We start from the raw sequence: 25717 nt of genomic DNA on the forward strand, positions 1-25717 counted from the left end.
ACTTCAGGTTAAATTTTGAAGAATTACCCTGATTTCAAGATCACAATAAAAGCCCGCTACGAAGCGGGCGTACCTCTCTTCTTGCATTTAATTAGGCAGCAAAGCTGGCTTTGCTCACCAGGCCAGCTTTCAAAGCTCCGCTTCGCTTAATTTTTGCTCTACCCCTCGCTGGCTACGTAATAAATAACCAAGAAGTCCACAGAGGCAAGCGCCAAGTATTGCGCAATAGGGAATCATATTTAAGGATGAATAATAAGAATTTAGAGTATATAACTTTAATCCGTCTTTGCTCATTTCGCCAGCCCAGCTGGAGTCCATAAGCTGCCCAATAAGCGTGTGAAAAAACGAGCCGCCCAGCATATTAATGCAGTTAAGAAAAGCAACCGTAACTCCCAATAACTTGCGGCTGACTAAGTCGGCGCCGGCAGCAAAAACAATCACTTGGTAACAGCACATGACACCAATGACAAAGAATAAGCCCGCTAACCAAAACCAGTTATATTCTGAAGTGGATAGCAATAATAAGAAGGCAATCGCCATCAGCATACCCGCCGAGCTGATGGTAAAATAATTACCAAATCGATTGCTAAAAAAGGCCAGCAAGGGACCGCCAAACAACATACCGATAAAAATAAACGAGACTAATTGTGCTGCATCTCCTTTAGGTAAATGAAAGGCAGTCATCAAATAGGAAACTCCCCAAACGTCTGCAAACCCTTCTAAAGACCCTACCATCAGAAAATTAGCGATCGCTAAAAGCCATATAAGCGGCGAGGAAAGGAGCGTTTTAAAATAGCCAAGTTTGAATTGATTTTCAGCGTCGGAATCAATGCCTTGTGCAGGAGTTGACAAGAAAAAATAAACGGTAAAACCAAGTAAAAGGGCAGCCACAGCCAAACACGAAGCCACCGTTTGCCAACTATAATTTGCAACGAGTAAACTAATGGGTTTGCCACCATAAATTGCACCAAGAAGCCCAAAAGAAAAAGAGAGACCAACCATTCTGGCATAGCGGCTTTTAGGGAACCATTCCGATACAACTTTAGAGACGCCAAGAAAACCAATGGCTGATCCAGCACCCACCAATAGACGGCTTAGACAGGCCAGATACCAATTATTGGTGTAGGTGAAGGTTAAAGTGGCCAGACCACAAAGTAGGGCAAAGAAACAAATTACGGAGCGAGTACTAAAACGTTCAAGCAGAATAGCAGCCGGAATTTGCATACCAGAATAACCATAGTAATAAAGTGCAGCAAGAAAACCAAAATGACTGGCATCAATAGAAAATTGCCCCATAATTTGCTGCATCATCAAACCTGGCCATAAGCGCAAGATAAATTGGTAAGCAAAAAAAAGTAGTGGTAAAAGCCACATGGAATAGGGTAGGTAATTTTTTTTCTGGTAGGTCATAAGTCACCTTATCGCTTGGTGTTTAAAAGAGTTTTTGGAGATAAATTTTGAATATGAGAGTATGGGATCGGCTATCAGCCGATAATATGACGAGAAATAATAGTAAGATTGGTGATGCGATATAGTAGCATTGTTAAGTAAAAAAAGTGTTTATAAAAAAACTATACAGTAGTTTTTGGAATCAGAAAAGCTTTTTTTCATGTTGAGTTTAAACTCAATGCCGTGCCTGTAACAGTTCTCGTACTGCTTTCGGAAGAATGGATTGGACTTTTTGTGTGATTAACGCCTCGTGCTTTTGCCATAGAGTACCAAGATAAATAATGATTAAACCAATCAAAGAGAGGACAAAAGGGAAAAGTAGGCTGTCTTTGAAAATTTCTGAAGCAAGATGTACCAGATAAATACTGCAACCTAAGGCACCAAAAATGACAAAAACTTTTCTAACGAGAATAACGCCTATAACAATCATGAGTAGATTCAGGCACATATAGAAGAATTTCGATAATTCACTATCCGAATGTTGACAAGTTAGACCACCCCAAAAGGCCATTACACCAAAAAGATAGAGCCAAAAAGCATAGTCCGCAGAATGTCGTGATTTTATATCAGTCCAGAAGGCAATTAGAATAGTTAATAAACCAAAGTACATGGACACCTTGGTGCTGAGATCATAACTCGCATCACCACCAGTGAGCATGGAAGTTAAATCCATCGACATATACCACAGCGTCGCGGCAATTGGCATAACCATAAAGGGGTAACGATAGCTCCACGCCAAAATCAATCCCACAATCAAGGTACCCAATTCCATAAAAATCCAATGCCATTTAATAAAAGTATGGTAATCGCGATAAGTTGTCTCATCCGGCCACCAACCCATGCCTCGTTGTAATCCATAAATCGCTAAAGGGGTCAAAGCAATGACAAAGGTTGCACATATTCCTGCCGGGATAACAAGATTTTTTTTCTTAAACAATGAGGATAAATACAAACCAATGACCGCGTAGAGTAAGGTGAGAAAAAAAATTCCCCATCCACCAAAGATTTCCCAACCAAGATTCATAAACAAGGTCATTGCGCCAATGGCAATTAATCCCCCCAAATAATAGAGCACATTAGTCATTGTAAAATTGGGACCTTGTTCGGTTTGTTGTTCAATAAAGTCAAATAAGGCATTTGCCTGTTGCTCAGTGATAATGTTTGCCTCGACAGCTTTAGCTAAAAGAGTTCGAGAAATTTGCATTGATTCATCTCAATAAGAGGTATATTTGGTTAAATTATAGGAGGATTTAAGCGAAAAGAGTTGAATCTACGCTAATAAAGCAGCTCAGATATTCATAGTGTAAAAAAAATTGATTGCCTAGTGATTTGGATGTTGTATATTATAATCCGTTCGTTGTGTTAATGAATTTAATTGATAAGGTTGCAGATGAGAGTCCTATTTACTTTATTTGCGTTTTTGTTTTCCGGTCTTGTTATGGCTAATCCTTTAAATAATATAGTTATTTTTGGTGATAGCTTATCTGACAATGGCAATCTTTATGAATATATGGGTCGTAAAATACCTCAATCCCCACCCTATTTTGCAGGGCGCTTCTCCAATGGCCCTATTTGGGTTGAGCGTCTAACTGAATCTTATTTTCCCACGAATCCTGAAAAGCATTTGTTTGATTATGCTTTTGGTGGAGCAGGGATCTCCGATGAAGAAAGCGATGTACTAATGACCTTAAAACGGGAACTCGATATCTATTTGAACGCACACCAAGGTAAAGCAGATGAAAATAATTTATATATCGTCTGGATTGGAGCGAATAATTACTTAGGCGTTCCAGAAAGTGCAGAAGATACCCTAGTCGATGTCAATAATGGAATCATGACAGGAATAAAGCGCTTAGCTAAGGCTGGGGCTAGACATATCATGGTTGTCAATATACCTGATTTAGGAAGAACGCCGATTGCCAGTGAGTTTCAAGAGAAAAAAGCGCTCTCGTTTTTTAGTAAACGACACAATTCGCTCTTACGTAAGTCTGTGAATCAGCTCAAAGAAACAGATCCAGAAGTGCAATGGATCTATTTAGATGTCGAAAGCGAGATGAGTAAATTGCTGAATTCTCCTGAGAGTTATGGATTTGCTAATATCAATGACACTTGCTATGCCGCAAAGATTGATAAATCCACAGGAAATTCCATTATTCGGATTGCAGCCCAAGTTAAACGCAATGCTTCAGACGATATTTGCGAAGGCTATTTCTTTTTCGACCCCGTTCATCCTACAGCTCCTGCCCATAAATTATTAGCTGAATATGCTAGAGCCAATTTGGATGCGGAAGGTGTTGAGTTTGCTCAGTAATATAACCCTTTCGGGCTCTGGGGTATCCCCACGAAATGAGTACCTAAGCAATTTGTATTCATTGTATCCCGTTCAGCCTGAGGAGCACGCAGGGCGTGCGTCTCGAAGGCTTGGCTCTTGAAGGGCCTGCCCTGAGGCTCTCGAAGGGGGGCTTCTGCGACACTTCGAGACAGCGCTGCGCGCTTTCTCAGTGCGAACGGGATAAGCAAAACGATCCATGAACTAAAAAGTCTATTTAATTTTCTGGGGATATCTCAGAGCCCAAACGGTGCTCAATAATAGATGGAAAATCTCCTACATCAGCACACAGTTTTTAATAATAGATTTCCTTCATCGCAACACAAGCGGAAATATCTAACAGATCAGGCAGAGATTTTGCTTTATTAATCTATTCCTCACTAAGACGAATTAACAATGCGACTATTTATCGGAATTTGTTTATTGGTCATTTTGACAATTTCTGAGAGTAAGGCTGACAATCTTGACATTCAAGCCAATGGGCAAAAATTAAGCTTGCCTTTTTGGCCGGCGCAAACTAAAAAACAATATGGCGGAATTCTGATTGTAAAGGAAGAGCCTTTTGGGGAGGGTTTTTCTATATCGACTAATTTAGCGCAACGATTTGCGAAATTGGGCTGGTCTGTTGCTATCCTGGATGCGCAACAAAAAGATAGAATGGCCTGGATTGGACAATTACCTGATGCTCTGTCGAATTTACGTCAAAAAACAAATAAGCGGATAGTGCTGCTTTATTATGGTTCCCAATTACAAGTCTTATTAGGGTATTTCTCCAAATTACAAGCCAAACAAGTCAATGGATTGATTTTGCTCTCGGCTTTTAGTGAGCCTATGGGAAAAGACGAGCCAGAGATGCTGAAAAAAATAGCCTTTCCCGTGCTGGATATCATCGGTCAATTTGATTATGCACCCGTTTTAGCTCAGGTTGCAGCACGCCGTAAGACTAATCAGAATCCACAATACAAAGTCATGCAAATTCCTGGAGCAACTCATGATTATTTGTATGATCGACGAATGCTAGTGGCTTATTTGCATGGATGGATGAAGCATTTACGTCCTACTGAACGTGCGAAGCCGCCGGTCACGCCAATGAAAGGCTTTCCAACTCGGCGCTTTTGAGAATGAAACAATAAGATATTTTGCTAACTTTTTAAAAATTACCAACCTTTACTTGTACAAATTTGTTCGTAAGCTTTGGTTATTTTTTGTGTTTTATCATTAGCAATTTTGATCATTTCTTCAGGTAAACCTTGGGCTATCAATTTATCCGGGTGATTACGACTTATTAAGCGTCGATAAGCTCGCTTCACTTCTTGTTTATTGGCATTTTGATTTAATTCCAGTATGGCATAAGCATGTGCTAAACCATTTTGCTGGGGGGGAGCTTGATATCCACGACTGCGATTATAGGTATAAGAGCGTTGATTGCCCGATTGGGAGGAGTTGCGAGTATTTTGAAAACCAAAATCTTCATAAAAGCGATATTGACTGCGTAGGGGGGCAAAGCCTAAACGTTGGAATATTACATCAAGTGCTTGGATTTTTCTTTCAGATAAGCCATCGGTTAGCGCTGCACGGTATTGAATATCCATAAATAATTTCAATAAATCAGGGTTATCACGGCAGGCGTTTTCTAAAGAATTAAGTATTTCTATCTTATCGAAGGTTATTTTTTTCCCCTCATTAAAAAACTGCTGCGCTGCTGTTCGTTGCTCGCGATTTAACCGCATCTCATCCATTAAGTTTTTAGCCATTTGGATTTCTTGTTCTGATACTCGTCCATCTGCTTTAGCAAGATGGCCCATAATCGAAAAGGTGGCTTCGAAAAATACTTTCTGTACAGCATCTCGTTTTTCTGAATAATAATACCAATCAGGCCGATTGTAGTATTCAACAAGCGCACGATCGAAAAAATTACCAATCAAAAGACCAAAGAGAGCGCCTGCGGAGCCTCCTACTAGATACCCTAGGAAGGCGCCAATCAGTTTTCCCCACCATTGAGTGCTGATAAAAAATTGGCGAAAATTCATTAGCTCGTATTCCAATTTCAGTTATTTCTAATTTTAGCTTTAAAATAGCGTGGACGACACTGCTATTGAGATTAATTTTTAATTAATATGCGTATTTTTTGATTTTTCCCCTGGTTCAAAAATATTAGTTAATGCAAAAAAAAAGTATCTTCAGTTAGAATGGGTATATAATTATCGTTTTTCATCAGAGAATCTTATGCGTCGGATTTATTCTTTCCTAATGTACTTATTGACTCCGTATTTAATCTTTCGTCTTTGGTGGAAAGGGCGTCGCTTGCCCAGTTATCGGCAACGCATCTCTGAACGGTTTTCCCTTGATAAACGACCTACATCGGAAGTTGATATTTGGGTGCATGCTGTTTCTTTGGGAGAAGTAATTGCAGTAACCCCTTTGATTGATACGCTCCTCGATAAGAAATGGCGAATTTTAATTACTACGATGACGCCTACTGGGGCAGAGCGCGTGAAAGTCCGTTTCGGCGATAAAGTAAGTCATCGCTATGTTCCCTATGATTTACCCCTGGTTGTGAGCCGCTTTTTTAAGAAAACCAAACCGCGTTTAGGACTATTTGTGGAAACAGAGCTTTGGCCGAATTTGATTCATTATGCAACAAAAGCAAAAGTGCCGCTTTTTCTCATTAACGCCCGGTTGTCCGATCGCTCCTGTCAGGGCTATAAAAAAGTTGAATTTTTATTCAAACCGGTACTAAATCAATTTAAGGCCATCTTTACTCAAAGCGAGGATGATGCCAAGCGCTTTAAATCCCTCGGTGCTGATGTAGGACGAGTCACTGTATTGGGAAATATGAAGTTTGATTTACAAACACAAAATATTAATTCAGAAATCTTTTCCCAATTAAAAAATTGCTGGGGTAGTGGGCGCACGGTTGTTATGGTTGCTAGCACTCATGATGATGAAGAGCAGCAACTGCTATCTCGTTTAAAAAGGTTGCAGGCGGGATTAGCCAATATGATTTTATTAATTGCTCCTCGCCATCCCGAGCGTTTTCAAAAAGTATATCAATTATGTGTGGATGAAGGTTTTAATACCGGCCTTCGCTCTAAAATCGAAACCTTGAACCCTCAGAATGAAGTGGTAGTTTTAGATTCCTTAGGCGAATTGCTCGGTTTTTATCAAATCAGTGATTACGCTTTTGTTGGCGGAAGTTTGGTGCCGGTAGGGGGGCATAACGTTTTAGAGCCTATTGCCATGCGTGTTCCAGTTTTTTGTGGGCCACAAGTTCATAATTTTAAAACAATCTGTCGCGATTTACAGGAAGCACAGGCGATTGAACTTGCAGATAATGCGGATGATTTGATTGATCGTATTGTTGCGTTACATCGCGATGAAAGTCGTAAAAGAAGCTTGATCGCTAATGCGACTTCTGTGCTCGAGGCTAATAAAGGCGCTGTAGAGCGTTATGCGGCTAAGGCGGAGGCGGTTTTGGCCTAAAATGGTGGATCTATCCAAGAGACTAGAGCTGAATTTAAGTGTATCGTTGCTAAGAAATTGATTTATCTCATTTGCTTTGTTTACAATAAACCTATTTTTTCATTTTATAAACAATTTGAGGAATTATAATGCGAAGCAAATACTCGATAGAAGAGTTAGCTGAGGCAAAGAAGTTTTGGGTTAAGGATTTAAAAGTCCTAGCTAAGGCCAATGAGAATAAACTCAAAGAATTATCTAAACTTTTCGTCATTCATGGAAGAATAAACTCTCGCGCACGCGCACAAGGATTAGCAGGGGGATTCTTTGCATTCATAGCAGATTTCAGTGATATAGACGCAGCAAGGTATGACATTTGGAATCCTTATTATGAAGCGCCTGATTGGGAGCGAATGGATGAAATCCACGACGCGCTTTATAGAGGACTAGGTGCATACCGAGGACCAGGTTACCGTGATGAATTTAAAGCGCTGAAATTGCTAGCATTGGATGAAACCCGTTGTAATGATGATATTTTGGCTAGACTTGAATTAGCTGCGGAGCGTTATTTAAGGCATCTCGAGATTATGCAGGAGTGCCTGAGTAAATGGGTTGAAGTGTTTGACAAACAGGACGAAGAAGAAGGGATCAATCCTCATGCTCAATCTGGGCTTCTAGAGCATTTTATTCAAGGATTACAGAACGAGATCGATGATTTTTTTAAACACCTAGATCACTGTTATCAATATTTTAGCGAAAAGTTTTTAGAAGAGCCGCTGCCAGAAGAAAGTTTAGAGGATATTTTGGCAGATCTTCAGGATCGATATACTGCCGGTTATAAGTCGATGAATATTCTTTGGCGACTGATAAAACCGTTTTTTCAACAAAGTGAAAGAGAGCAGGAGATTGAGTTTCTGGCTAAGTTATCGCAGACTGAAGGTTGCACGGATGCAATAAGAATGCGTGCCGTCGCCTTACTACACAATAAGATTTATGATAAAGAAACCTTCGGTTTAGCTAGTATCTTTGGCTCAGGCAGTAAGCTAAGACAGATCTTAGCGGATATATTTGATCAAAAAGAAAACAGTGTCGCGATGAGTGAGGAAGAAGAGTTTTGCTCATTTATTAATGAACATAATTTAACGATGCCTCCCCAATTAACCGCCTATTATGAAACAGTGACGCGACAAACTCTGACTATCTAGTCGTATGTTGGGTCTTGGCCTGAGCGAGCGACCCTTTGTAGCTTATAGCCGTCAGGCTAGGATATTTTTCATATTTACCTGACTCCGTTCGGGCTGAGGTATCCCCACGAAATGATGATTTAGGGAGTTTGTATTCATTATTCCGTTCAGCCTGAGGAGCACGCATGGCGTGCATCTCGAAGGCTTGTGGTGCTCGAAGGGCCTGTCCTCAGGTTCTCGAAGCCTGCCCTGAGGTTCTCGAAGGCCTGTCCTGAGGTTCTCGAAGGAGGGGGATTTTTGCGACACTTCGAGACAGCGCTGCGCGCTTCCTCAGAGCGAACGGCATAAACAAAACGATCAATGAACTAAACAGTCTATTTAATGTCGCGGGGATACCTCAGAGCCCGAACGGTTAATTTTTGGAGCTACAACAAGATCCAACATTTATTTAACTTAGCCCCTCGTTTTACCTCTTTGACTGAACTTTATCCTAACTGCATCCTGAAATTGCTTTGCTTATTTTATTTGTTTATAACGTGTGCTTCTATGATATTTTATATGCAATTTGGGGAAATATGTCTAAAGAACAGTGGGTACGAAAATTAAAAGGCGCAGTTGAAGTCAATGCAAAAAAGCTTCAAGATTTGGCTAAACCCTTCGCTGTGTATTCCAAAACAGATCCCCGTGCGAAAGGGCGCCTAGGTGTGCGTCGCGATTTCCGATCCGATGATAAGGATATGAATAAAGCAAAAAATGCACTTTGGAAGAGTTATGAAAAGCTTACTTGGACTAATATAAATTCGATACATGCGGAGATTCGTGCAAACTCTAGATATGGATCTAGTTACTTGGAGTTTGAACATAGGAAAGACCAAGTAACAGGTGCAGATCTTTCAATGAATGATTGTCTCCTTCAAAAACTAGAACAAGTTGCTGAATGCTATCTAAGGCATCTTGAGCTCTTGCAGGAATGTCAGCAAAAATGGATTGAAGTGTATGAGAGTGAAGAAGAGAATGAAGAGTGGGATAGGGCCCATTATTCACATATGTTGGATGCGATCCAATTTCTACAAAAAAAGATTGATAAGTTTTCTGCTGATCTCGACGCCTGTGCTTCATACCTGAGCGAGAGAGAATTAAGAGTGCCGTCGCCAAATGAGGATTTAGAAGCCAGCTTGGCTAGTCTTAATGAGAAGTATCAGGCTGGCTATCAATCGATGAGTTCCTTTTGGCGATGGATAAAATGGATAAAACAGAAATTTCAACGCAGCGAAAGGGATTTGGAAATTCAATTTCTAACCACCTTATCGGCAACAGAGGGTTGCACTGATTCAATAAGAGTTAGGGCCGTTGAATTGGTACACAATAAAATTAGGGATGAATTCTTTGGCTCCGGTAGTAGGCTAAAAGATATATTGGACGTCCTCGCTCTAAAAAGAGAGAGTGTCGAGATGGGTGATGAAGATGAATTGTCCTCATTTATAACTGAACATGCTTTAGAGATGCCCGCAGAGTTAGCTGCCTATTACGAGACAATGAAACCACAAGCTATGGTGATCTAGCTGTAAGGTTGGTTAATAGAACTTGCTCTGTACCGCATCCCAAGTTGAGCTATCCCTCCTTTGCAGGGCTGACAATCATATAAAGAGAGTAATTAATACAGATTCATGCCCAAAAAACAGAGGATGCTTCAGGTAGGGATTACGGGACTTGGGGTGACCTACAGGGTGAGAATAAATTAAATTTATTGGCGTCGGATGGCCGTCAAGCGATCGACCATCCTGGTTAATTTGAGAGTTAACTACTAACCGCCCTGGTTTTGGCGCTCTTTAATCTCAGAAAGTGTTTTACAATCGATGCAAAGCGTAGCAGTTGGGCGTGCTTCCAAACGGCGAAGGCCAATTTCGATACCGCAGGCTTCACAATAACCGAAATCTTGATCACGCAAGCGCTCAAGCGCATCTTCAATTTTCTTGATTAATTTACGTTCTCGATCACGAGTTCTCAACTCAAGGCTAAACTCTTCTTCTTGACTCGCACGATCGGAAGGATCGGGAAAATTAGCAGCCTCATCTTTCATATGAGTTACTGTTCGGTCTACTTCTTCCATAAGGGATTGGCGCCAAGCAAGCAATATTTTTTCAATATGTGCTAGTTGCTTTTCGTTCATGTACTCTTCGCCTTCAGTTTCCTGATAAGGAGCTATTCCCATACTGCTAACGGCGTCATTTTTCACGTTTTGTTTACTCTCATTGTTTGAATCAATTAATTGTTCTGGCATCATGCCTCCTGCTCTTGTATCTCTCCAACAAGCCAATATGGCATGCGATAGAAAACCGCTAGGTATATCAAAAAACGGTTCAGCCATCAACCCTTATCGCTTACCACCACTGACTCGGTCATTACCTTGCCAGTCTTGCCAACACTGTAGTTCGCTATACCCATAATTATTAAGCATAGACTGTACAGCAGATTTTTGATCAAAACCATGTTCAACTAATAATAGCCCGCCCGGATGAAGCCTAGCAAGACTCTGTTGAATGATATATTTTATCGCTGCTAAACCATTGTTACCAGCGACTAAAGCTAAACTTGGTTCGAAGCGAACATCGCCTCTAACAAGATGGGGATCATCGACTGCAATATAAGGGGGATTAGTAATAATCGCGTCAAATTTTTGTGTTTCAGCGATTTTTTCAAACCAATTCGAATAGAAGAACTCAACATTAGTGAGGTTAAGCCGAGCCGCATTTTCTTCTGCAATCTGCAAAGCAGCGAGACTGCAATCACAGGCAAGCACTTGCCAATCGGGTCGCTCAGAAGCACAGGCTAAGGCGATAGCTCCACTTCCAGTGCCTAAATCAAGAATTTGAGCTTGAAATTTATCCTTAAGCATGGTTAGGCTAAGTTCAACGAGCAATTCGGTTTCTGGACGGGGTATAAGAGTATCTTCGCAAACTTTTAAGGGTAGGGACCAGAATTCTCTTGTACCCGTTAAATAGGCAATTGGTACCCCTTCAGCTCGTTTAGATAGGAATTGCTGAAAGGTTTGCCATTGCGCTTTGGTTAACTGTTCGTCTGGATGAGTATAAAGATAGGTGCGTGATTTCATGAGGACATGGGCAAGGAGAATTTCTGCATCCAAACGTGCGCTATCACTTTCAGCGGCAAGTTGAGCCGTAGCTTGTAATAGCGCCGTTTTTATCTCAGTCATGTCGTCCGAGCTCAGCAAGTAATTCGGCATGATATTCGCGTTTCAGTGCATCAATTACAGGTGATAAATCCCCAGCGATGACCTCATTCAATTGATAAAGCGTTAAATTGATGCGGTGATCGGTTAAGCGCCCTTGGGGAAAATTATAAGTGCGAATACGTTCGGAACGATCACCGCTACCGACTAAAGATTTACGCGTTTGAGCCTGTTGCTGACGTTGCTTAGTTTGTTCGGCATCCAATAGACGAGTTCTGAGCAGTGACATGGCTTTCGCGCGATTTTTATGTTGAGAACGCTCATCTTGGCATTCAACGACTAGCCCTGTTGGCAAATGCGTAATTCTTATTGCAGAATCAGTTTTATTGACGTGCTGACCACCAGCGCCTGAAGAGCGGTAGGTGTCGATGCGTAATTCATCGTTATTAATTTCAATATCATCAATTTCTTCCACTTCCGGCAAAATGGCGACTGTACAGGCGGAAGTATGAACACGACCCTGCGATTCCGTTTCAGGAACTCGTTGTACGCGGTGAGCACCTGATTCAAATTTTAATTGCGAATATACGGAATGACCGCTAATTCTCGCAATGACTTCCTTATAACCGCCATGTTCCCCATGACTGGAGCTGACTACTTCAACTTGCCAGCCTTGCGTTTCTGCGAAGCGACTATACATACGGAATAAATCACCGGCAAAAATTGCCGCTTCGTCACCGCCGGTTCCGGCTCTTACTTCAAGATAGATATTGCGTTCATCATCTGGATCTTTAGGGATGAGATGCCATTGTAATTCCTCATCCAAGACCGCTAATTTTTCTTTCGCAGCGTCCAATTCATCCGTTGCCAGGGCAGCTAATTCTTTATCGTCGCCTTCGAGTAGTTCTTGGAGGGAGTTTAAGTTATCGCGAGTTTGCACATAGCTATTGTAACAATTAGCGACTGGTTCCAGTTGTGCGTATTCTTTTGATAAATTTTTAAATTTGTCGTGATCAGCAATGATAGATGCTTCCGAGAGTAGGCGGCCTACTTCCTGAAAGCGCTCGAGCATTTGTTCGAGTTTCGATTCAAGAGATTTCTTCATAAGATGTTTGAGTTAGGGTGGAATTAAATAAATAATGGACTAAATCGAGGAGTTCTTCACGTCCATCCTGCGCTGCTTGGCGAAGGCCAACGGTTGGAAGATGCGTCAGCTTATTGAGTAAGCGCTCACAAAATTCTTGTAAGACATTATCATGGCCATAGCCGGCAAGCAGTTTTTCTTGGGCTCGCTGTAATTCGCGCTGTGCTAAATCTTGCATGCGAGTACGATAGTCGCAAATGACATCTTTAGCGCGCAATGAGCGATGCCAGCGAATATAATTGTCTAATTCGGATTCGATTAATTGTTCAGCTTGAAGGGCAGCAGAGCGGCGCTCGTCCATGCCTTTTTCGATCTTGGATTGGAGATCATCAATATTAAAAAGGTGAACGTTCTCTAAGTCTGCGACATCGGGCTCAATATCACGAGGGACCGCTAAGTCGAGAAAAAACATCGGCGCATTAGCTCGGTTACTCAAAGCGTGTTCAACCAAACTTTTATTAATAAAGGGTAGAGGGCAAGCAGTTGCTGAAATAACGACATCCGCTTGGGCAAGATATTGGGGAATATCGCCAATAGTTAGTGCCTCGCCATCAAATGCTGCTGCAAGCTGTTTGGCATTTTCACTCGTGCGGCTTGCAATGAGAAAACGTCTAACCCCTTGTTTATGTAAGTATTTAGCGACGAGAGTGGCTGTTTCGCCTGAGCCAATTAAAAAAACGTTTAAGTCGTTAAAATTAGAAAATAATTGACCGACAAGTTGCACGGCTGCGTAAGCAATGGAGACAGGGTTACTGCCGATACCACTGCGATTTCTGATGCGCTTGCTTGCGCTAAAAATGTATTGAAAAACTTGGCGTAAATTAGTTTTAACTGTTCCGAGTTGGCAAGCATATTGGTAAGCCTGTTTCATTTGCCCCAGAATTTGTGGTTCACCTAGCATCATAGAATCTAAACCACTTGCTACACGCAAAGTGTGGCGAATGCCCTCAGGGCCATGATGCATATAAAGGTAAGGAGATAGAGATTCAGCTGACAGTTGATGCTGATGGGCCAGCCACGACGCGATGCTCTCCGGCTCATTGGTTTCACAGTAAATTTCAGTCCGATTACAAGTCGATAAAATAGCCGCTTCATTGACAGCATTAAGATTAACCAGATTATTAAGCAGGCTATCATGCATAGCCAGGGGCAGTGCGATTTTTTCACGCACAGACAAAGGAGCAGTTTTATGATTTAGTCCACAAGCGACAAAGACCATAGGAAGTTTAAGACCCACAGAATAATCCTGGGATTGTAAACCATTAGGGGAAAAATTTGTAGCCTCAATCAAAAAGAGTGGGTTGTATAAGCTTGAAATGTCTTTTTTCTGTATTGACTGATTTTTTTAATTCTTGTAATTTCACGAGTCGTTAGATTTTCATCTACCAGTATTTGAGCAAATTGACCATTTAACTTACTTTCCCCTAATGCTTATTTCAAAAAATAGAAACCCAGGAAATATTCGCTGTTGCTCTAAAAAAACATTTTTTTGCTAAAATTTGTACATGGGTTTCTCAAGTACTTTTGGTTAGCGCCGCTAACATTAGTAAGCACTTTTTGAACAGGTATCGTCCTGATAAGGGGTGGCAATGGATATCATTTTTCAAGGTAACCACAATAGTGAAGAGGCCGCGGAAAGTTTATTGAGCGTGCTGCGCTTGTTTAAAGAGCGGTATAAAATTGGAAATTTTCGTGAAATGCATTTAACGGTTACTTTAGTCGATGATCAAGGTGATGATGTAGAGCTTGTGGATAGCGAAACCTGCCAGGCTTATCGAATATTTGAAGTTTACCGAAAAGGACATGAGTTAAAAGGGCGAAAAGGGCAGCCGTTATTGCAACTCGTTGTTGATAATACGGTTAAATAAAGACGATTTAACATAAAGAAGCAAGTAGACCAGGGGGGAGTCCATGATCTTGGCGTTACTTGCCATGGTTATCACTTTAGTTGTAGTAGTTGGTATCCATGAAGCAGGTCATGCATTAGCAGCGAAATTGTTCGGTGTAAAAATCAAGCGAATTGCTATTGGTTTTGGCAAGCCTTTGTTAACTCATAAAGATAAATCCGGCCGTGAGTGGGTTTGGGCTTTGTGGCCACTAGGCGGCTATGTGCATTTACTTAATTCACGAATCGAAAAAGTTCCTAAAAAAAACTACTCTCTTTGTTTTGATAAAAAACCCGTTTGGATGCGTTGTATCATTTTAATTTCTGGGGCTTTAGCTAATTTGCTCACCGCTTGGTTTGCATTGACCCTCTTATTTATGATTGGGTTTGAACAGCAAAGGCCAGTTATTCAAAAAGTATTTATCCCCAGTATTGCTTCTGAAGCTGGGTTGCAAGCGAATGATCGGATTGTTAATGTAGCGGGGTGGAAAACAAATTCTTGGCAAGAAGTGGGCATGAGTCTCATCATGGCGTTGGGAAAACCCAAGGTACCCGTTTGGATTAGTAATCATGAAGAAACTTTACATCAGGTTAATTTAGATTTGAGTCAATGGAAGTATCAAAAAAAGGAGCCTTCTTTATTGAGTGCCCTGGGGATTGAACCTGCTGCTACCAAGCTGCATACCCACCATGTTGCGGGTAAATCCTTTGGTTCCTCCGCCGGCTATGCTATCAAGCAATTAGGCCGCTTACTGACTTTCTTTGTGGTCATGCTTAAACAATTAATCACAGGAGTGCTTCCTTTTGCTGTTTTATTGGGTCCACTGGGATTATTTGCTGCTTCGGTTAGTTCGTTTTTTCAAGGCATTGCCGTTTTTCTGTCTTTTATTGCGAGTTTAAGTTTGGCAGTGGGCTTCGTTAATTTATTTCCAATCCCGGGATTGGATGGCGGCTCAATTATCTATACCCTTCTAGAAAAATTGCGTGGAAAGCCTGTGCCCATTGCGCTTGAAGTATTATTGCATCGCTTGGCCTTTATCATCTTTGCAGTCTTGTTAGTGCAACTGTTGATGAATGATCTACAGCGCTATTTGCACTAAACCGCTCTTGCACAACACCAAAGATCAACTTGAGCGACGCCTTGTTTCTTAAAAACTAGCGCTAATTCATTGGCGGTGCTTCCCGTGGTTACCAGATCATCTACTAAAGTAATATGTTGATAAGAGGTCAATTGGCTTTGAAAAGCATGTTGTAGATTTTGTTTTCTTTGCTTTTTATTTAAGCTGGCTTGCGCTGCTGTATGAGTAATCTTTTTACAAAGATTCAATTCGTAGGGTAGATCTAATTTTCGCGCTAAAAATTTGCAAAGTTCGGCTGCTTGATTAAAGCCCCTTTGCCTTAATCGCTTAGGATGCAAAGGAACGGGAACAAGACATTGTGTTTCTAGGGCGCCATTAGGTAAAGCGTTCAACATCAACCGTGCTAAAAAGCTCACTAAATAAAGTGCTTCATGATATTTAAACTCATGTACTAGGGTCCGCAAGGGTTCTTCGAATAAATAAGCTGTTATGGTGTTATCGATAGCCGGTTTTTTTTTGAGACAAACTCCACAGCTTAAAAAAGTTTCATCGGGTAGCGGAAGAGCGCAATAACGACAAGCCGGACCAATTTGTTGAAATAAAGGGATACAGCTATCGCAAACTGCAAAGGGCTGACGATGATATTGGGAACAAAGCACACAGACCGAAGGCAAACGCAGCATCTGTGTTATACTGGCGATTTTCTGACGCACGACGTTGGATTTCCATAATAATTTTAATCCATGATGAATCTTAGAACTGAAATTTGCAATGCTTTTAGTAAGCATGCTACAGAATATGAACAAGCTGCAAAAGTGCAAAATGAAATTGGTGAGCGGTTATTCGAACGCCTACATTATTTAAAAATTAATCCGCGTTATGTGCTTGATTTAGGCTGTGGCACGGGTCTTTTTAGCAAGATGCTAAAAAAACTTTATCCGCAAGCAGAGATTATTGGCTTGGATTTATCTTATGCGATGTTGCAACAAGCACAGAAAAAACAAGGATGGCGACGCAAATGGCCTTTAATTAATGCGGATATGGTCGCGCTGCCCTTTGTTGATGGCTTATTTGATTTAGTCTTTGCCAATCAAGTAGTTCATTGGGCGCAGCCGCTGTCAGCGGTCATTCAGGAATTAAATCGCGTCATGAACGTGAACAGTTGTTTAATGTTTTCGACACTGGGCCCTGATACCTTCAAAGAATTAAAGCAGGCATGGTTACAAGCAGATCAATACGCGCACACCAATGAGTTTATCGATATGCATGACATTGGTGATTGTTTATTAATGGAGCATTTTCTTGATCCAGTTGTCGATATGGAGTTATTGACAGTACACTATCCTAGTCTCAATCATTTATTGCAGAATTTAAAAGCACAAGGCGTGCGTAACATTAATCAATCGCGCAATGAAGGTTTGACTGGTAAGACTTCGTGGCAAGCTTTTGAGTCGGCGTACCAGGTTTTATGTACAGCAGAAGGTAAATATCCACTGACCTATGAAGTAGTGTACGGACATGCTTGGAAAGGGAGTCAGCGGCGCTTGGAAAAAGGCACGGAAACCTTTATACCTATTTCCCAAATTCGGCGAAACCAAGGGTAGGGTTAATGAAAACTCCTTTGTCGATATCCCGTGGACAAGCCGCGGGAAGTAGAGATAAAGAGCAACACCATTAATAATGGCAGTGGTTAATAGGCTCTCATTGATTCAACCAAAATTGGAATAAATAACTATGAAAAAGTATTTTTTAGCCTTAGCGTTTTTTGCCTCTTTTTTCTCAACGATGAGTTTTGCAACCGCAGCTGCCGAGTCTGGGCAGCTTGCTGAAAAAATACAAACGGCTTTAAAAGACTTTGGTGAAAACATAAACATTGGCATTTTTGTGCAAGACGCAAAAACGGGTGAGATCCTTTATAAAAAAGATGTCGATCGCTATTTTACGCCGGCTAGTACCCAGAAATTATTCACCGCCTATGCCGCATTGCAAGCCCTAGGTCCTGAGTTTAGATATCACACGCAGTTATTTTTAGACTATACCAAAATTCATAAAGGCATTTTAAAAGACAACCTTTATCTGCAATTTTCCGGGGATCCAAGTTTAACAACCCTACAATTTGAACAACTTATCAATTCATTAGCAGAAATAGGACTTCGACGCATCAAAGGTAAAATAATTATTGACGATACGGCTTTTGATGAAATGAAAATGAGTCCCGGAACTGCTTGGGATGATCAGGATTATTGCTGGGGTTCACCCATTAGTGCATTGATTATTAATCATAATTGTGTCACTGCGACTTTAGTACCGGCTTCAGAGGCAGGGCAGCCTGTAAAACTTGAGTTGCCGAACTATCCTCAGCCGATGCAATTTGTCAATCAAGCAGTAACAGAACCGGCTTCGGTTAAAAATTGTGCCATCAAAGTCAAACGAAATGATGAGACAAGCTATGTGATCAACGGCTGTCTTAAGACTTCTGCCACTCCTTATCCTGTTGAAATGGCAATTAATAATCCGCGTGCTAATGTGCAAATTTTATTAAAATATTTATTCGATAAAAACCAAATTGCTACCTCGGGAGAGATCGAATTTAAAAAATTTGAAATGACAACTAAACCCTTTGCTAGTCAAGATTCGCCTCCTTTAAAAAAGCTGGTAGCAATCATGTTAAAAGACTCGGATAATACGATTGCAGAAGCCTTATTTAAGACCATGGGTTCTAATTATGCCCATGAAGCAGGTAGTTTCCAGAATGGAAATCGGGCGGTGCGTGATATTTTGGCCCAGTCGCTACAGGTTAAATTTCCTAAAACTATGCTAATCGATGGGGCGGGTGCCTCCCGTTATAATTTTTTGACGCCGCAGCAGGTAGTCAATTTATTGCAAAAAATTTACTCTTCTACAGCAGCAACTGATTTTATCGCTTCTCTCGCTGTTTCAGGCGTCGATGGAACTCTTAAAGATCGATTGAAAGGGGTGGCGACGTTAGGAAAAATACATGCTAAAACCGGTTCAGAAACCGCGGTGACTGCTTTGTCGGGTTATCTGGAAACTGACAAAAAGCAGACTTTGATATTTTCGATTATGATTAATGGTTTTATCGGATCAGGTGCGAAATATAAGGCCTTGGAAGATAAGCTATGTAAGATTTTGGTTGAGTCTTGATAAGGGGAGAGAGGGTAGGACTTAGCTCAACATCTCCTTTATATAAAACACCGGTCAAAGATGCGCAATGGTATTGCACAATAAAGCAAAGCGCTATAATTTAAACAATTAGATCATATTTGTCAGTTTTAGGAGCTATTATGGAATTTGTCAGTCGTTACGTTGCTCACCGACCTAATGCACAAGGTTTGGTGGAATATTCAAATGAAGAGCATCGCATCTGGCAAATACTTTATGAGCGTCAGATGAAGGTAATACCTGGAAGAGCCTGTGATGAGTTTTTGCAGGGTTTAGATAGCCTTAATTTATCTTCTGATCATATTCCACAACTACCGGATCTGAGCCGTCGTCTCAATTCTTTAACTGGATGGCGAGTTGAACCGGTGGAAGCATTGATTTCCGCACGTGCTTTTTTTGAATTATTAGCGGATCGACGATTTCCTGCCGCAACCTTTATTCGTTGTGAAGAAGAGATCGATTATGTGAAAGAGCCTGATATTTTTCATGAAATCTTTGGGCATTGCCCCATGTTGACCAATCCCGTGTATGCGGATTTTGTTTGTAATTATGCGCGTAGGGTTTTAAGTCTACCCGAAGAGAAATGGGAGTTATTGCAGAGACTTTTCTGGTTTACCGTGGAGTTTGGGTTGATTAAAACTCCCCAAGGTTTGCGAGCTTACGGGGGGGGAATTTTGTCCTCGATCAGTGAGACGGCTTATAGCGTTGAAAGTGATAAATCCATGCGGGTGCTCTTTGATCCAGTTGTTGCTTTTCGTATGCCTTATCGCATTGATATGTTGCAGGCCGTGTATTTTGTCATTAATGATTACCAAGAACTTTATGATTTTGTTGAAGCGGATATTAGTCACTTTATCGATCGCGCTCGGGAACTAGGTGAATACCCAGCTTTATTCCCGGTTGATCCGAATAATCCCAATATTCATATTTTAGCTTGCTAGTTTTAAGGCTGTTGGGAGGTAAATTTCCCTGATCAACAGTTTCTAATTTTGTGCTCATAAGGCAATATTTTAGCAAAAAGATGATAAAGGTTTCGGCTAAAATGAGATCTAATTGTAATGCTAAGTCAGTCTTGCTAATATCCTTGCATGTTTTCTGTTCATTGACATGAATGAGTCAAGGAGCAAGGCTTGATAAAAGTGCTAATTGTTGATGACCACGCCCTAGTGCGAATGGGTATTCGACGATTATTAGATGACCTTTCTGATATGGAAGTGTTTGCTGATGCGGAGAGCGGTGAGCAGGCTTTGGCTTTGGTTAAATCCCATAAGCCGGATGTCGTGCTACTTGATATGAAAATGCCGGGTATCGATGGTTGGGAAGTCACTAGACGACTTAAAAAATCAAATCCGCAAGTCAAAGTCATCGCTGTCACAGCTATGTGTACCGAACCATTGCCTACAAGAGTTTTACAACTAGGTGCTATGGGTTATCTAACAAAAGAGTCGGGTGCCGAAGAAATGGCTGCAGCTATCCGTAAAGTGGCTAAGGGAGAGAAGTATTTAAGTGCTGAAATTGCGCAGAAAATGGCAATTAATAGCTTAGAAGCTGTACAAGATTCTCCTTTTGACCTACTGTCAGAGCGTGAAATGCAAGTGATGCTGATGATCACGAGTGGCATGACTGTACAAGATATCGCAGACCGTTTATTCCTAAGCTCTAAAACAATCAATGGTTATCGATATCGTATGTTTGAGAAGCTGGGTATAAAAAATGATGTTGAGCTTACTTTCTTAGCGATGAAACATCGTGTTATTGAACAGCCTAATGATGCTTTGCATGATGAAGGATAGGTTTGTAGGTGGGGCTTTGGCCTAATCTGCTGCTTTTACCCCGGAAGTTTGTCCCTAAGATCTAGCGATCTTGCTAGGGCATTAAATTCATGAATTCGGCGGACAAGCTGCGGGAGCTAGGCTGTAGAGGGTTATTGTTAAGGCAGAGCCCACTAGCCAAGACCGATAGCCGTCTCAGGTGAAGCTGGCTGATAATTGGGTTTTTTAGGTTGAAAATTAACCGATCGGGCTGAGTCCTTCGACAGCCCAGGATGCGCGGAGCAGATAAATACTCTTAACTTGACGGCTATGGGCCTTGGCCCAGCTCCTATTGGTTGGTAAGAGGGGGTTAAGGAAACTGTCTATACTTTAATAGATTCACCATTGCATTTAGACCGGCTTGCAGTACATGACTGATAAAACATCAATCGATATCACCAATTTTCTAACCAATCTCACCACTGAACCTGGTGTTTACCGGATGGTAGATACAAGTGGTAGAGTGCTTTATGTGGGCAAAGCGCGAAATTTAAAAAAAAGAGTATCTAGTTATTTTAACAAGCAAAATCTTGGGGTGAAAACCCGCTCTTTGATTAGTCAGGTTGCTTCAATTGAAGTCAGCGTGACCCGCAGTGAAACCGAAGCGCTTTTATTGGAATCTAATTTAATCAAAGCACTGCGACCTAAGTACAATGTTCTTCTTCGTGATGATAAATCCTATCCTTATATTCATGTCACTTCGAATCATCTTTTTCCGCGCATGGAATTATATCGCTCCAAAAAAAAGCCACGTAAGGGGGAGTTTTATGGGCCTTATCCAAGTGCGGCGGCAGTGCGGGAGACTTTAGCTACGATTCAAAAAGTATTTAAAATTCGCAATTGCAGTGATAGTTATTTTAGCACGCGCTCTCGACCCTGTTTGCAATACCAAATTAAACGTTGCACAGCGCCTTGTACTGGCTATATTTCGCCAGAGGATTATCAACAATCCGTGGATGATGCAACAAGGTTTTTACAGGGTAAATCACAACTTTTGCTTGAAGAATTGGCTAAACGCATGGAGCAAGCAGTGAAGCAATTGGCGTTTGAGGAAGCGGCAATTTTACGTGATCAAATCAAAAGCCTACGCTTGGTTCAAGAACAGCAGGGGGTTGTGCAGCTCCGGGGCGATGCTGATGTAATAGCTATTGAGGCCCAGCCCGGCTTTGCTTGTATTCAATATGTTACTGTTCGCGATGGCCATGTGTTGACTAGTCAAAACTTTTTTCCATCAGTACCAAGGCAAGGTTTTGCCGAAACTGAAAATGATGGGCAGAATCTGTGGCAAGAAGTGTTTACCGCTTTCATTTCTTTTTATTATATCGATACACCAGAGCGTATCCCGGCGCTGATCATTAGCCATCATGCTGTTCCTGAGCGCGAAACCTTAGAACAGTTGTTGAGCGAGTTACGTGGCAAAAATTGTCAGATCCAAATTCAGCCACGAGGTGTGAAGGCTCGATGGTTGGATTTTGCGCTTAACAATCTGCGTCTTTCAATTGCCGAGCATATTGCCTCTTCATCGACAATAAGAATGAGGTATCAGGCCTTGGCCAACCTACTTCAACGTGAAGATAGTATTCTGCGTATGGAGTGTTTTGATATTAGCCATACCCAAGGGGAAGAAACGGTGGCTTCCTGTGTGATTTTTGATGCAGAAGGTCCGCGTAAGAGCGATTATCGTCGTTTTAATATTAGTGGTATTACGCCTGGAGACGATTATGCGGCGCTGGAGCAGGCGATTGGGCGACGGTTTAAGCGTTTGCAGCAAGAACAGCAATTACCCGATGTACTTATTATTGACGGTGGCAAAGGCCAGGTGGCAGTTGCAGAAAGGGTTCTGAAGTCTCTGCAGGTCCAGGGTGTTACCCTTTTAGGAATTGCTAAAGGTCCTGACCGCAAAGCGGGCTGGGAGCGTTTGATTTTAGTGGCTGAGAATAAAGAGCTGACTCTACCCTCCGATTCACCGGCCTTACATTTACTGCAGCATATTCGTGACGAGGCACATCGCTTTGCAATTACCTCGCATCGAAAAAAACGGCAACATGCCAGTCTCGATTCCTCGCTGGAATCAATTGAAGGTGTCGGTCCTAAAAGGCGACAAGCTTTATTACGACGCTTTGGCGGGTTGCGGGAATTAGCCAAGGCGCCGCTTTCTGAAATTGCGAAGGTAAATGGGATAAACAATGAATTAGCCGCACGAATATTTGAGCATTTTCACGATGTTTAGGTCAGTTGTGGGAAGATTTTATTAGGGTGAGCTATTCGGGCTCTGAGGTATCCCCACGGAAGGGGTATCTAAGGAATTTGTATTAATTTTATTCCGTTCAGACTGAGGAGGCGTTACGCCGTCTCGAAGTCTCACATCAGGATTTGCAAAGCTTTGAGACGGCCTAACATCTTCGTGCATCCTGAGGTTCTCGAAGGACTCAGCCCGAAGGGGGCGAAGATAATTGACGTTAATTCAAAATAGCATATTTTGTTAAAAATTCTTTTAACTGACTTAATGAAAGAGGAGGGCAATAATAAAATCCCTGGGCATAGCGGCAGCCTAAATTTTTTAGTACTTCATTCTGACTTTTGCTTTCTACCCCTTTTTGAATCACTTGTAATTCCATTTTATTGGCCAAATCAATGATACCGCTAATAAACGCTCTATGCCGCGGCTGAGTTTCCAGGGTGTGAAGAAAATTTTGGTCTATTTTTACAACGTTAATCGGAACCTCGAGTAAGCGGGAGATGGATGAATGTTCGCTGCCGTAATTATCTAAGCTTAATTGGATTCCCAGTTTATGAATTTCTTGTAAATGCTCATCAAGATGGCGGTACTGAATGGTGGATATCTGCTCTGCCAAGTCTAATACAATGAGTTCATTACTGACTTCAAAACGATGGATATTTTCACACAAATACTCAATAAAATGATGGTCATTAAGTTGTGATAGAGCAATATTTAGCGAAAGCTTAGCATCCGAAACGAGCTGCATCGTTTTTTGATAATCTTGCAGCGCTTGCTGAATGACCCAATAACCAATGGAATAAATCGCGCCAGTTTGTTCTGCAAGAGGAATAAATTCATAGGGGGAGATTAATCCTTCTTTAGGATGATACCAGCGAACGAAAGCTTCAAAACCGATTATTTTTTTTGATTGCAAATCAAATTGTGGTTGATAATTAATCGATAGCTGAGTGGCCAAGTCCGCGCTTTTTAAACTTCTTTTGATAATAGTTCGTCGTTTAGATTCACTACTATGTTTGACGTTAGAAAATAAACAAAATTGGTTGCGGCCATTTTTTTTCGCTTGATACATGGCAATATCGGCATTTTTAAGCAGCTCGCTTGTCGTGACTCCATCTTGCGGGTAAAAACTAATTCCGGTACTGCAAGAGGATTCGATATGGTATTCGCCGAGTTCAAAGGGCGAGGAAAGTACTTGGTTGATTTTTTTGGCAATTTTAAAGATATCATAAGACTGATGTATTTTTAAAAGAACGACGAATTCATCACCGCCCAATCGAGCGATAAAATCTGAACTTCTTAAACAACCAGATATTCTACGTGTGACCGTTTTTAATAGGCGATCACCAATCGGATGGCCAAAGGTATCATTAACTGATTTAAAATTATCAAGATCAATCAGTAAAAGAGCCAATGGTTCGTTATTATTTTTAGCATCGATGAGCCAATGATTGAAGGTCCTTTTAAAGTGCTCGCGATTGGCCACATTGGTTAAGGTGTCGAAGTTGGCAAGATCACGCATTTTTTGCTGCGCCCATTTGAGTTCGCTGATATCGATGGCATAAATATTGATTTGAGAAAAGCTTTCAATCCAAACTAGAGTGAAAAGATAAATTCGATGATTAATGGTAAATTCTTCTCGAATTACTTTCCTTTGCTCTTGTGCTCGTTGGCAGACTTTCAGGAGCTCGTTGGGAATTTTGTTGTTACGCATTGACCACTGATGAAGAATTTCTAGCCCCGATTGATTGGCATAAAGAAAAGTACCATCCGAGTGAATACGAATTACAGGATTGGGATCTTGCTGTGGGATGCTGGCTAGGAATTGTAATTTTCTTTGCGCAAGTAGTCGTTCAATTTCTAGACTTATTCTGTCTATAAACAGTTGAAACAAGGTCTTATAGATAGAGTCGACTTCAAATTTTCGTGCTGACATGACGACCAAGGCCCCAACCACTTCGTCCTCAGAATTAATCAGCGGACCACCTAAATAAGAAGTAATATTGAAATCAGTGAATAGCTGAGTCTCAGGAAATTTAGTGCGAACATTGCCATTATAATGACAAATTTTCTTTTCTTTTCTTACTTGCGCACAAGGAGTATTAGCTAAGGCATGGGTGAAATTCGGTTCTTTTTTTCCCTGATAAAAATAACTAATGGAGTGAGTAGTTTCCTGATCAAAAAGATTAACTACAGCATACTCGGCACGAAATACTTCAGAGGCTAATTCAGTAATGTCATCAATGACCTCGTTTATACAGCCGTAATTAGTAATTTTAGCCAAAGACCACAGTGCCCATTCAAAGGTTTTTACTTGTAGGATATCAATAAATCGGGTAATGATAACTTTTTCATCGTTAAGAACAGTGGCATTAAAGATCAGATTAAAAGCCCGAATCGGATGTTTACCTTTTTCTTCCACCCAATGAAATTGTTGTGGAATGCCTGTGCTGGCCAGAAAAAAATATTTCATTGCTTTACAGAATAATCGTTTCTGGGCAATGGTGTTCAGAGGGATTAATTTTCCTATTGGTTTGCCTATGGTTTGGCTAAGCGGGCATGGGAAATATTTTATTGCAGACTCATTCAGAAAAATCACCTTACCATGCAGATCGAATACAATTACCGCATCCTTAGTCGCTTGTAAATTCCGTTTAGTTTCCTCATTTAGAATGCGATTCTCCCAAATCTTGTTTGGCGGAGAGTGCTCATTTATAAGGAATTTTTTTGTATTCATAGAGTTTAAATTCAAGTCTACATAAGCT

General features: G+C 41.2%; 21 protein-coding genes. 12 read left to right on the plus strand and 9 right to left on the minus strand.

Translation table 11 applies throughout. The annotated features are described in order from the left end of the window. Positions 1 to 129: 129 nt before the first annotated feature. Together Lnau_RS12210 and Lnau_RS12215 are read right to left on the minus strand one after the other, a co-directional pair. Positions 130 to 1410, minus strand: a complete 1281-nt coding sequence (locus tag Lnau_RS12210) for an MFS transporter (RefSeq protein ID WP_058505431.1) — start codon at positions 1408 to 1410, stop codon at positions 130 to 132. 214 nt (positions 1411 to 1624) lie between these two features. Next, the gene (locus Lnau_RS12215; RefSeq protein ID WP_058505432.1) at positions 1625 to 2653 is read right to left on the minus strand and encodes a hypothetical protein; all 1029 of its coding nucleotides are present in this window, start codon (positions 2651 to 2653) and stop codon (positions 1625 to 1627) included. Positions 2654 to 2839: 186 nt separating this feature from the next. Between Lnau_RS12215 and plaA the strand changes: the two genes are divergently transcribed. Together plaA and Lnau_RS12230 are read left to right on the plus strand one after the other, a co-directional pair. After that, positions 2840 to 3760: a GDSL family lysophospholipase PlaA gene (plaA, locus tag Lnau_RS12220; protein ID WP_058505433.1), complete on the plus strand. Its 921-nt coding sequence runs from the start codon at positions 2840 to 2842 to the stop codon at positions 3758 to 3760. Positions 3761 to 4174: 414 nt separating this feature from the next. Then, positions 4175 to 4897: an alpha/beta hydrolase family protein gene (locus Lnau_RS12230; RefSeq protein ID WP_058505435.1), complete on the plus strand. Its 723-nt coding sequence runs from the start codon at positions 4175 to 4177 to the stop codon at positions 4895 to 4897. A gap of 38 nt (positions 4898 to 4935) precedes the next feature. Here Lnau_RS12230 and djlA read toward each other — a convergent pair whose 3' ends face one another. Beyond that, entirely contained in the window at positions 4936 to 5808 is an 873-nt protein-coding gene (gene djlA / locus Lnau_RS12235) for a co-chaperone DjlA (protein ID WP_058505436.1), read from the minus strand. Between the two features lie 196 nt (positions 5809 to 6004). Between djlA and waaA the strand changes: the two genes are divergently transcribed. The 3 genes from waaA (at position 6005) to Lnau_RS12250 (ending at position 9983) form a co-directional block, all read left to right on the plus strand. Continuing rightward, a complete protein-coding gene (gene waaA, locus Lnau_RS12240) occupies positions 6005 to 7261 on the plus strand; it encodes a lipid IV(A) 3-deoxy-D-manno-octulosonic acid transferase (protein WP_058505437.1) in 1257 nt (418 codons plus the stop codon). 128 nt (positions 7262 to 7389) lie between these two features. Next, positions 7390 to 8442, plus strand: a complete 1053-nt coding sequence (locus Lnau_RS12245) for a hypothetical protein (RefSeq protein ID WP_058505438.1) — start codon at positions 7390 to 7392, stop codon at positions 8440 to 8442. Between the two features lie 554 nt (positions 8443 to 8996). Beyond that, entirely contained in the window at positions 8997 to 9983 is a 987-nt protein-coding gene (locus Lnau_RS12250) for a hypothetical protein (RefSeq protein ID WP_058505439.1), read from the plus strand. A gap of 242 nt (positions 9984 to 10225) precedes the next feature. Here Lnau_RS12250 and dksA read toward each other — a convergent pair whose 3' ends face one another. The 4 genes from dksA to hemA all read right to left on the minus strand — a co-directional run bounded on the left by dksA (position 10226) and on the right by hemA (position 13974). Continuing rightward, on the minus strand, positions 10226 to 10702 hold the full coding sequence (gene dksA / locus Lnau_RS12255) for an RNA polymerase-binding protein DksA (protein ID WP_058496509.1): 477 nt from the start codon (positions 10700 to 10702) through the stop codon (positions 10226 to 10228). Positions 10703 to 10795: 93 nt separating this feature from the next. Further along, positions 10796 to 11635 (minus strand): peptide chain release factor N(5)-glutamine methyltransferase, encoded by an 840-nt coding sequence (prmC, locus tag Lnau_RS12260; RefSeq protein ID WP_058505440.1) that lies wholly within the window; start codon positions 11633 to 11635, stop codon positions 10796 to 10798. Then, complete coding sequence (prfA, locus tag Lnau_RS12265) at positions 11628 to 12716, minus strand: peptide chain release factor 1 (protein ID WP_058505441.1); 1089 nt, start codon at positions 12714 to 12716, stop codon at positions 11628 to 11630. The genes prmC and prfA overlap by 8 nt, the downstream gene beginning before the upstream one ends. Continuing rightward, positions 12700 to 13974 carry a glutamyl-tRNA reductase gene (gene hemA, locus Lnau_RS12270; protein ID WP_058506002.1) on the minus strand — a complete coding sequence of 425 codons (1275 nt, stop codon included), beginning with the start codon at positions 13972 to 13974 and terminating at the stop codon, positions 12700 to 12702. Before hemA ends, prfA begins: the two co-directional genes overlap by 17 nt. Before the next feature lie 370 nt (positions 13975 to 14344). Between hemA and Lnau_RS12275 the strand changes: the two genes are divergently transcribed. Then, a complete protein-coding gene (locus tag Lnau_RS12275; RefSeq protein ID WP_058505442.1) occupies positions 14345 to 14623 on the plus strand; it encodes a hypothetical protein in 279 nt (92 codons plus the stop codon). A 43-nt stretch (positions 14624 to 14666) separates the two neighbouring features. Then, positions 14667 to 15740, plus strand: a complete 1074-nt coding sequence (locus Lnau_RS12280) for a M50 family metallopeptidase (protein WP_058505443.1) — start codon at positions 14667 to 14669, stop codon at positions 15738 to 15740. Here the strand turns inward: Lnau_RS12280 and Lnau_RS12285 are convergent. Beyond that, entirely contained in the window at positions 15737 to 16432 is a 696-nt protein-coding gene (locus tag Lnau_RS12285) for a ComF family protein (RefSeq protein WP_238585977.1), read from the minus strand. The two genes, Lnau_RS12280 and Lnau_RS12285, sit on opposite strands and share 4 nt — an antisense overlap. A gap of 33 nt (positions 16433 to 16465) precedes the next feature. Here Lnau_RS12285 and bioC point away from each other — a divergent pair, with 33 nt between their 5' ends. The 5 genes from bioC to uvrC all read left to right on the plus strand — a co-directional run bounded on the left by bioC (position 16466) and on the right by uvrC (position 22943). Continuing rightward, a complete protein-coding gene (gene bioC / locus Lnau_RS12290) occupies positions 16466 to 17323 on the plus strand; it encodes a malonyl-ACP O-methyltransferase BioC (protein ID WP_058505444.1) in 858 nt (285 codons plus the stop codon). 130 nt (positions 17324 to 17453) lie between these two features. Next, positions 17454 to 18884, plus strand: a complete 1431-nt coding sequence (gene dacB, locus Lnau_RS12295; RefSeq protein ID WP_058505445.1) for a D-alanyl-D-alanine carboxypeptidase/D-alanyl-D-alanine endopeptidase — start codon at positions 17454 to 17456, stop codon at positions 18882 to 18884. A 140-nt stretch (positions 18885 to 19024) separates the two neighbouring features. After that, entirely contained in the window at positions 19025 to 19843 is an 819-nt protein-coding gene (phhA, locus tag Lnau_RS12300) for a phenylalanine 4-monooxygenase (protein WP_058505446.1), read from the plus strand. A 189-nt stretch (positions 19844 to 20032) separates the two neighbouring features. Next, a complete protein-coding gene (letA, locus tag Lnau_RS12305; protein ID WP_058505447.1) occupies positions 20033 to 20695 on the plus strand; it encodes a two-component system response regulator LetA in 663 nt (220 codons plus the stop codon). A gap of 388 nt (positions 20696 to 21083) precedes the next feature. Next, complete coding sequence (uvrC, locus tag Lnau_RS12310; protein WP_058505448.1) at positions 21084 to 22943, plus strand: excinuclease ABC subunit UvrC; 1860 nt, start codon at positions 21084 to 21086, stop codon at positions 22941 to 22943. Between the two features lie 229 nt (positions 22944 to 23172). Here the strand turns inward: uvrC and Lnau_RS12315 are convergent, their stop codons facing one another. Then, positions 23173 to 25689, minus strand: coding sequence for an EAL domain-containing protein (locus Lnau_RS12315; RefSeq protein ID WP_058505449.1), 2517 nt, complete (start codon positions 25687 to 25689; stop codon positions 23173 to 23175). Positions 25690 to 25717 lie beyond the last annotated feature (28 nt).

The organism is Legionella nautarum (genome assembly GCF_001467895.1).
Lineage (GTDB): Bacteria > Pseudomonadota > Gammaproteobacteria > Legionellales > Legionellaceae > Tatlockia > Tatlockia nautarum.

Excerpts from the sequence above, each read along its gene's own strand:
- Lnau_RS12230 (WP_058505435.1), top strand. The coding sequence starts at position 4,175 with ATGCGACTATTTATCGGAATTTGTTTATTGGTCATTTTGACAATTTCT.
- dacB (WP_058505445.1), top strand. The coding sequence starts at position 17,454 with ATGAAAAAGTATTTTTTAGCCTTAGCGTTTTTTGCCTCTTTTTTCTCA.
- hemA (WP_058506002.1), bottom strand. The coding sequence starts at position 13,974 with ATGGTCTTTGTCGCTTGTGGACTAAATCATAAAACTGCTCCTTTGTCT.
- Lnau_RS12245 (WP_058505438.1), top strand. The coding sequence starts at position 7,390 with ATGCGAAGCAAATACTCGATAGAAGAGTTAGCTGAGGCAAAGAAGTTT.
- Lnau_RS12250 (WP_058505439.1), top strand. The coding sequence starts at position 8,997 with ATGTCTAAAGAACAGTGGGTACGAAAATTAAAAGGCGCAGTTGAAGTC.
- Lnau_RS12315 (WP_058505449.1), bottom strand. The coding sequence starts at position 25,689 with ATGAATACAAAAAAATTCCTTATAAATGAGCACTCTCCGCCAAACAAG.
- bioC (WP_058505444.1), top strand. The coding sequence starts at position 16,466 with ATGAATCTTAGAACTGAAATTTGCAATGCTTTTAGTAAGCATGCTACA.
- dksA (WP_058496509.1), bottom strand. The coding sequence starts at position 10,702 with ATGCCAGAACAATTAATTGATTCAAACAATGAGAGTAAACAAAACGTG.
- prmC (WP_058505440.1), bottom strand. The coding sequence starts at position 11,635 with ATGACTGAGATAAAAACGGCGCTATTACAAGCTACGGCTCAACTTGCC.
- Lnau_RS12280 (WP_058505443.1), top strand. The coding sequence starts at position 14,667 with ATGATCTTGGCGTTACTTGCCATGGTTATCACTTTAGTTGTAGTAGTT.
- Lnau_RS12210 (WP_058505431.1), bottom strand. The coding sequence starts at position 1,410 with ATGACCTACCAGAAAAAAAATTACCTACCCTATTCCATGTGGCTTTTA.
- uvrC (WP_058505448.1), top strand. The coding sequence starts at position 21,084 with ATGACTGATAAAACATCAATCGATATCACCAATTTTCTAACCAATCTC.
- Lnau_RS12215 (WP_058505432.1), bottom strand. The coding sequence starts at position 2,653 with ATGCAAATTTCTCGAACTCTTTTAGCTAAAGCTGTCGAGGCAAACATT.
- prfA (WP_058505441.1), bottom strand. The coding sequence starts at position 12,716 with ATGAAGAAATCTCTTGAATCGAAACTCGAACAAATGCTCGAGCGCTTT.
- waaA (WP_058505437.1), top strand. The coding sequence starts at position 6,005 with ATGCGTCGGATTTATTCTTTCCTAATGTACTTATTGACTCCGTATTTA.
- djlA (WP_058505436.1), bottom strand. The coding sequence starts at position 5,808 with ATGAATTTTCGCCAATTTTTTATCAGCACTCAATGGTGGGGAAAACTG.
- plaA (WP_058505433.1), top strand. The coding sequence starts at position 2,840 with ATGAGAGTCCTATTTACTTTATTTGCGTTTTTGTTTTCCGGTCTTGTT.
- Lnau_RS12275 (WP_058505442.1), top strand. The coding sequence starts at position 14,345 with ATGGATATCATTTTTCAAGGTAACCACAATAGTGAAGAGGCCGCGGAA.
- phhA (WP_058505446.1), top strand. The coding sequence starts at position 19,025 with ATGGAATTTGTCAGTCGTTACGTTGCTCACCGACCTAATGCACAAGGT.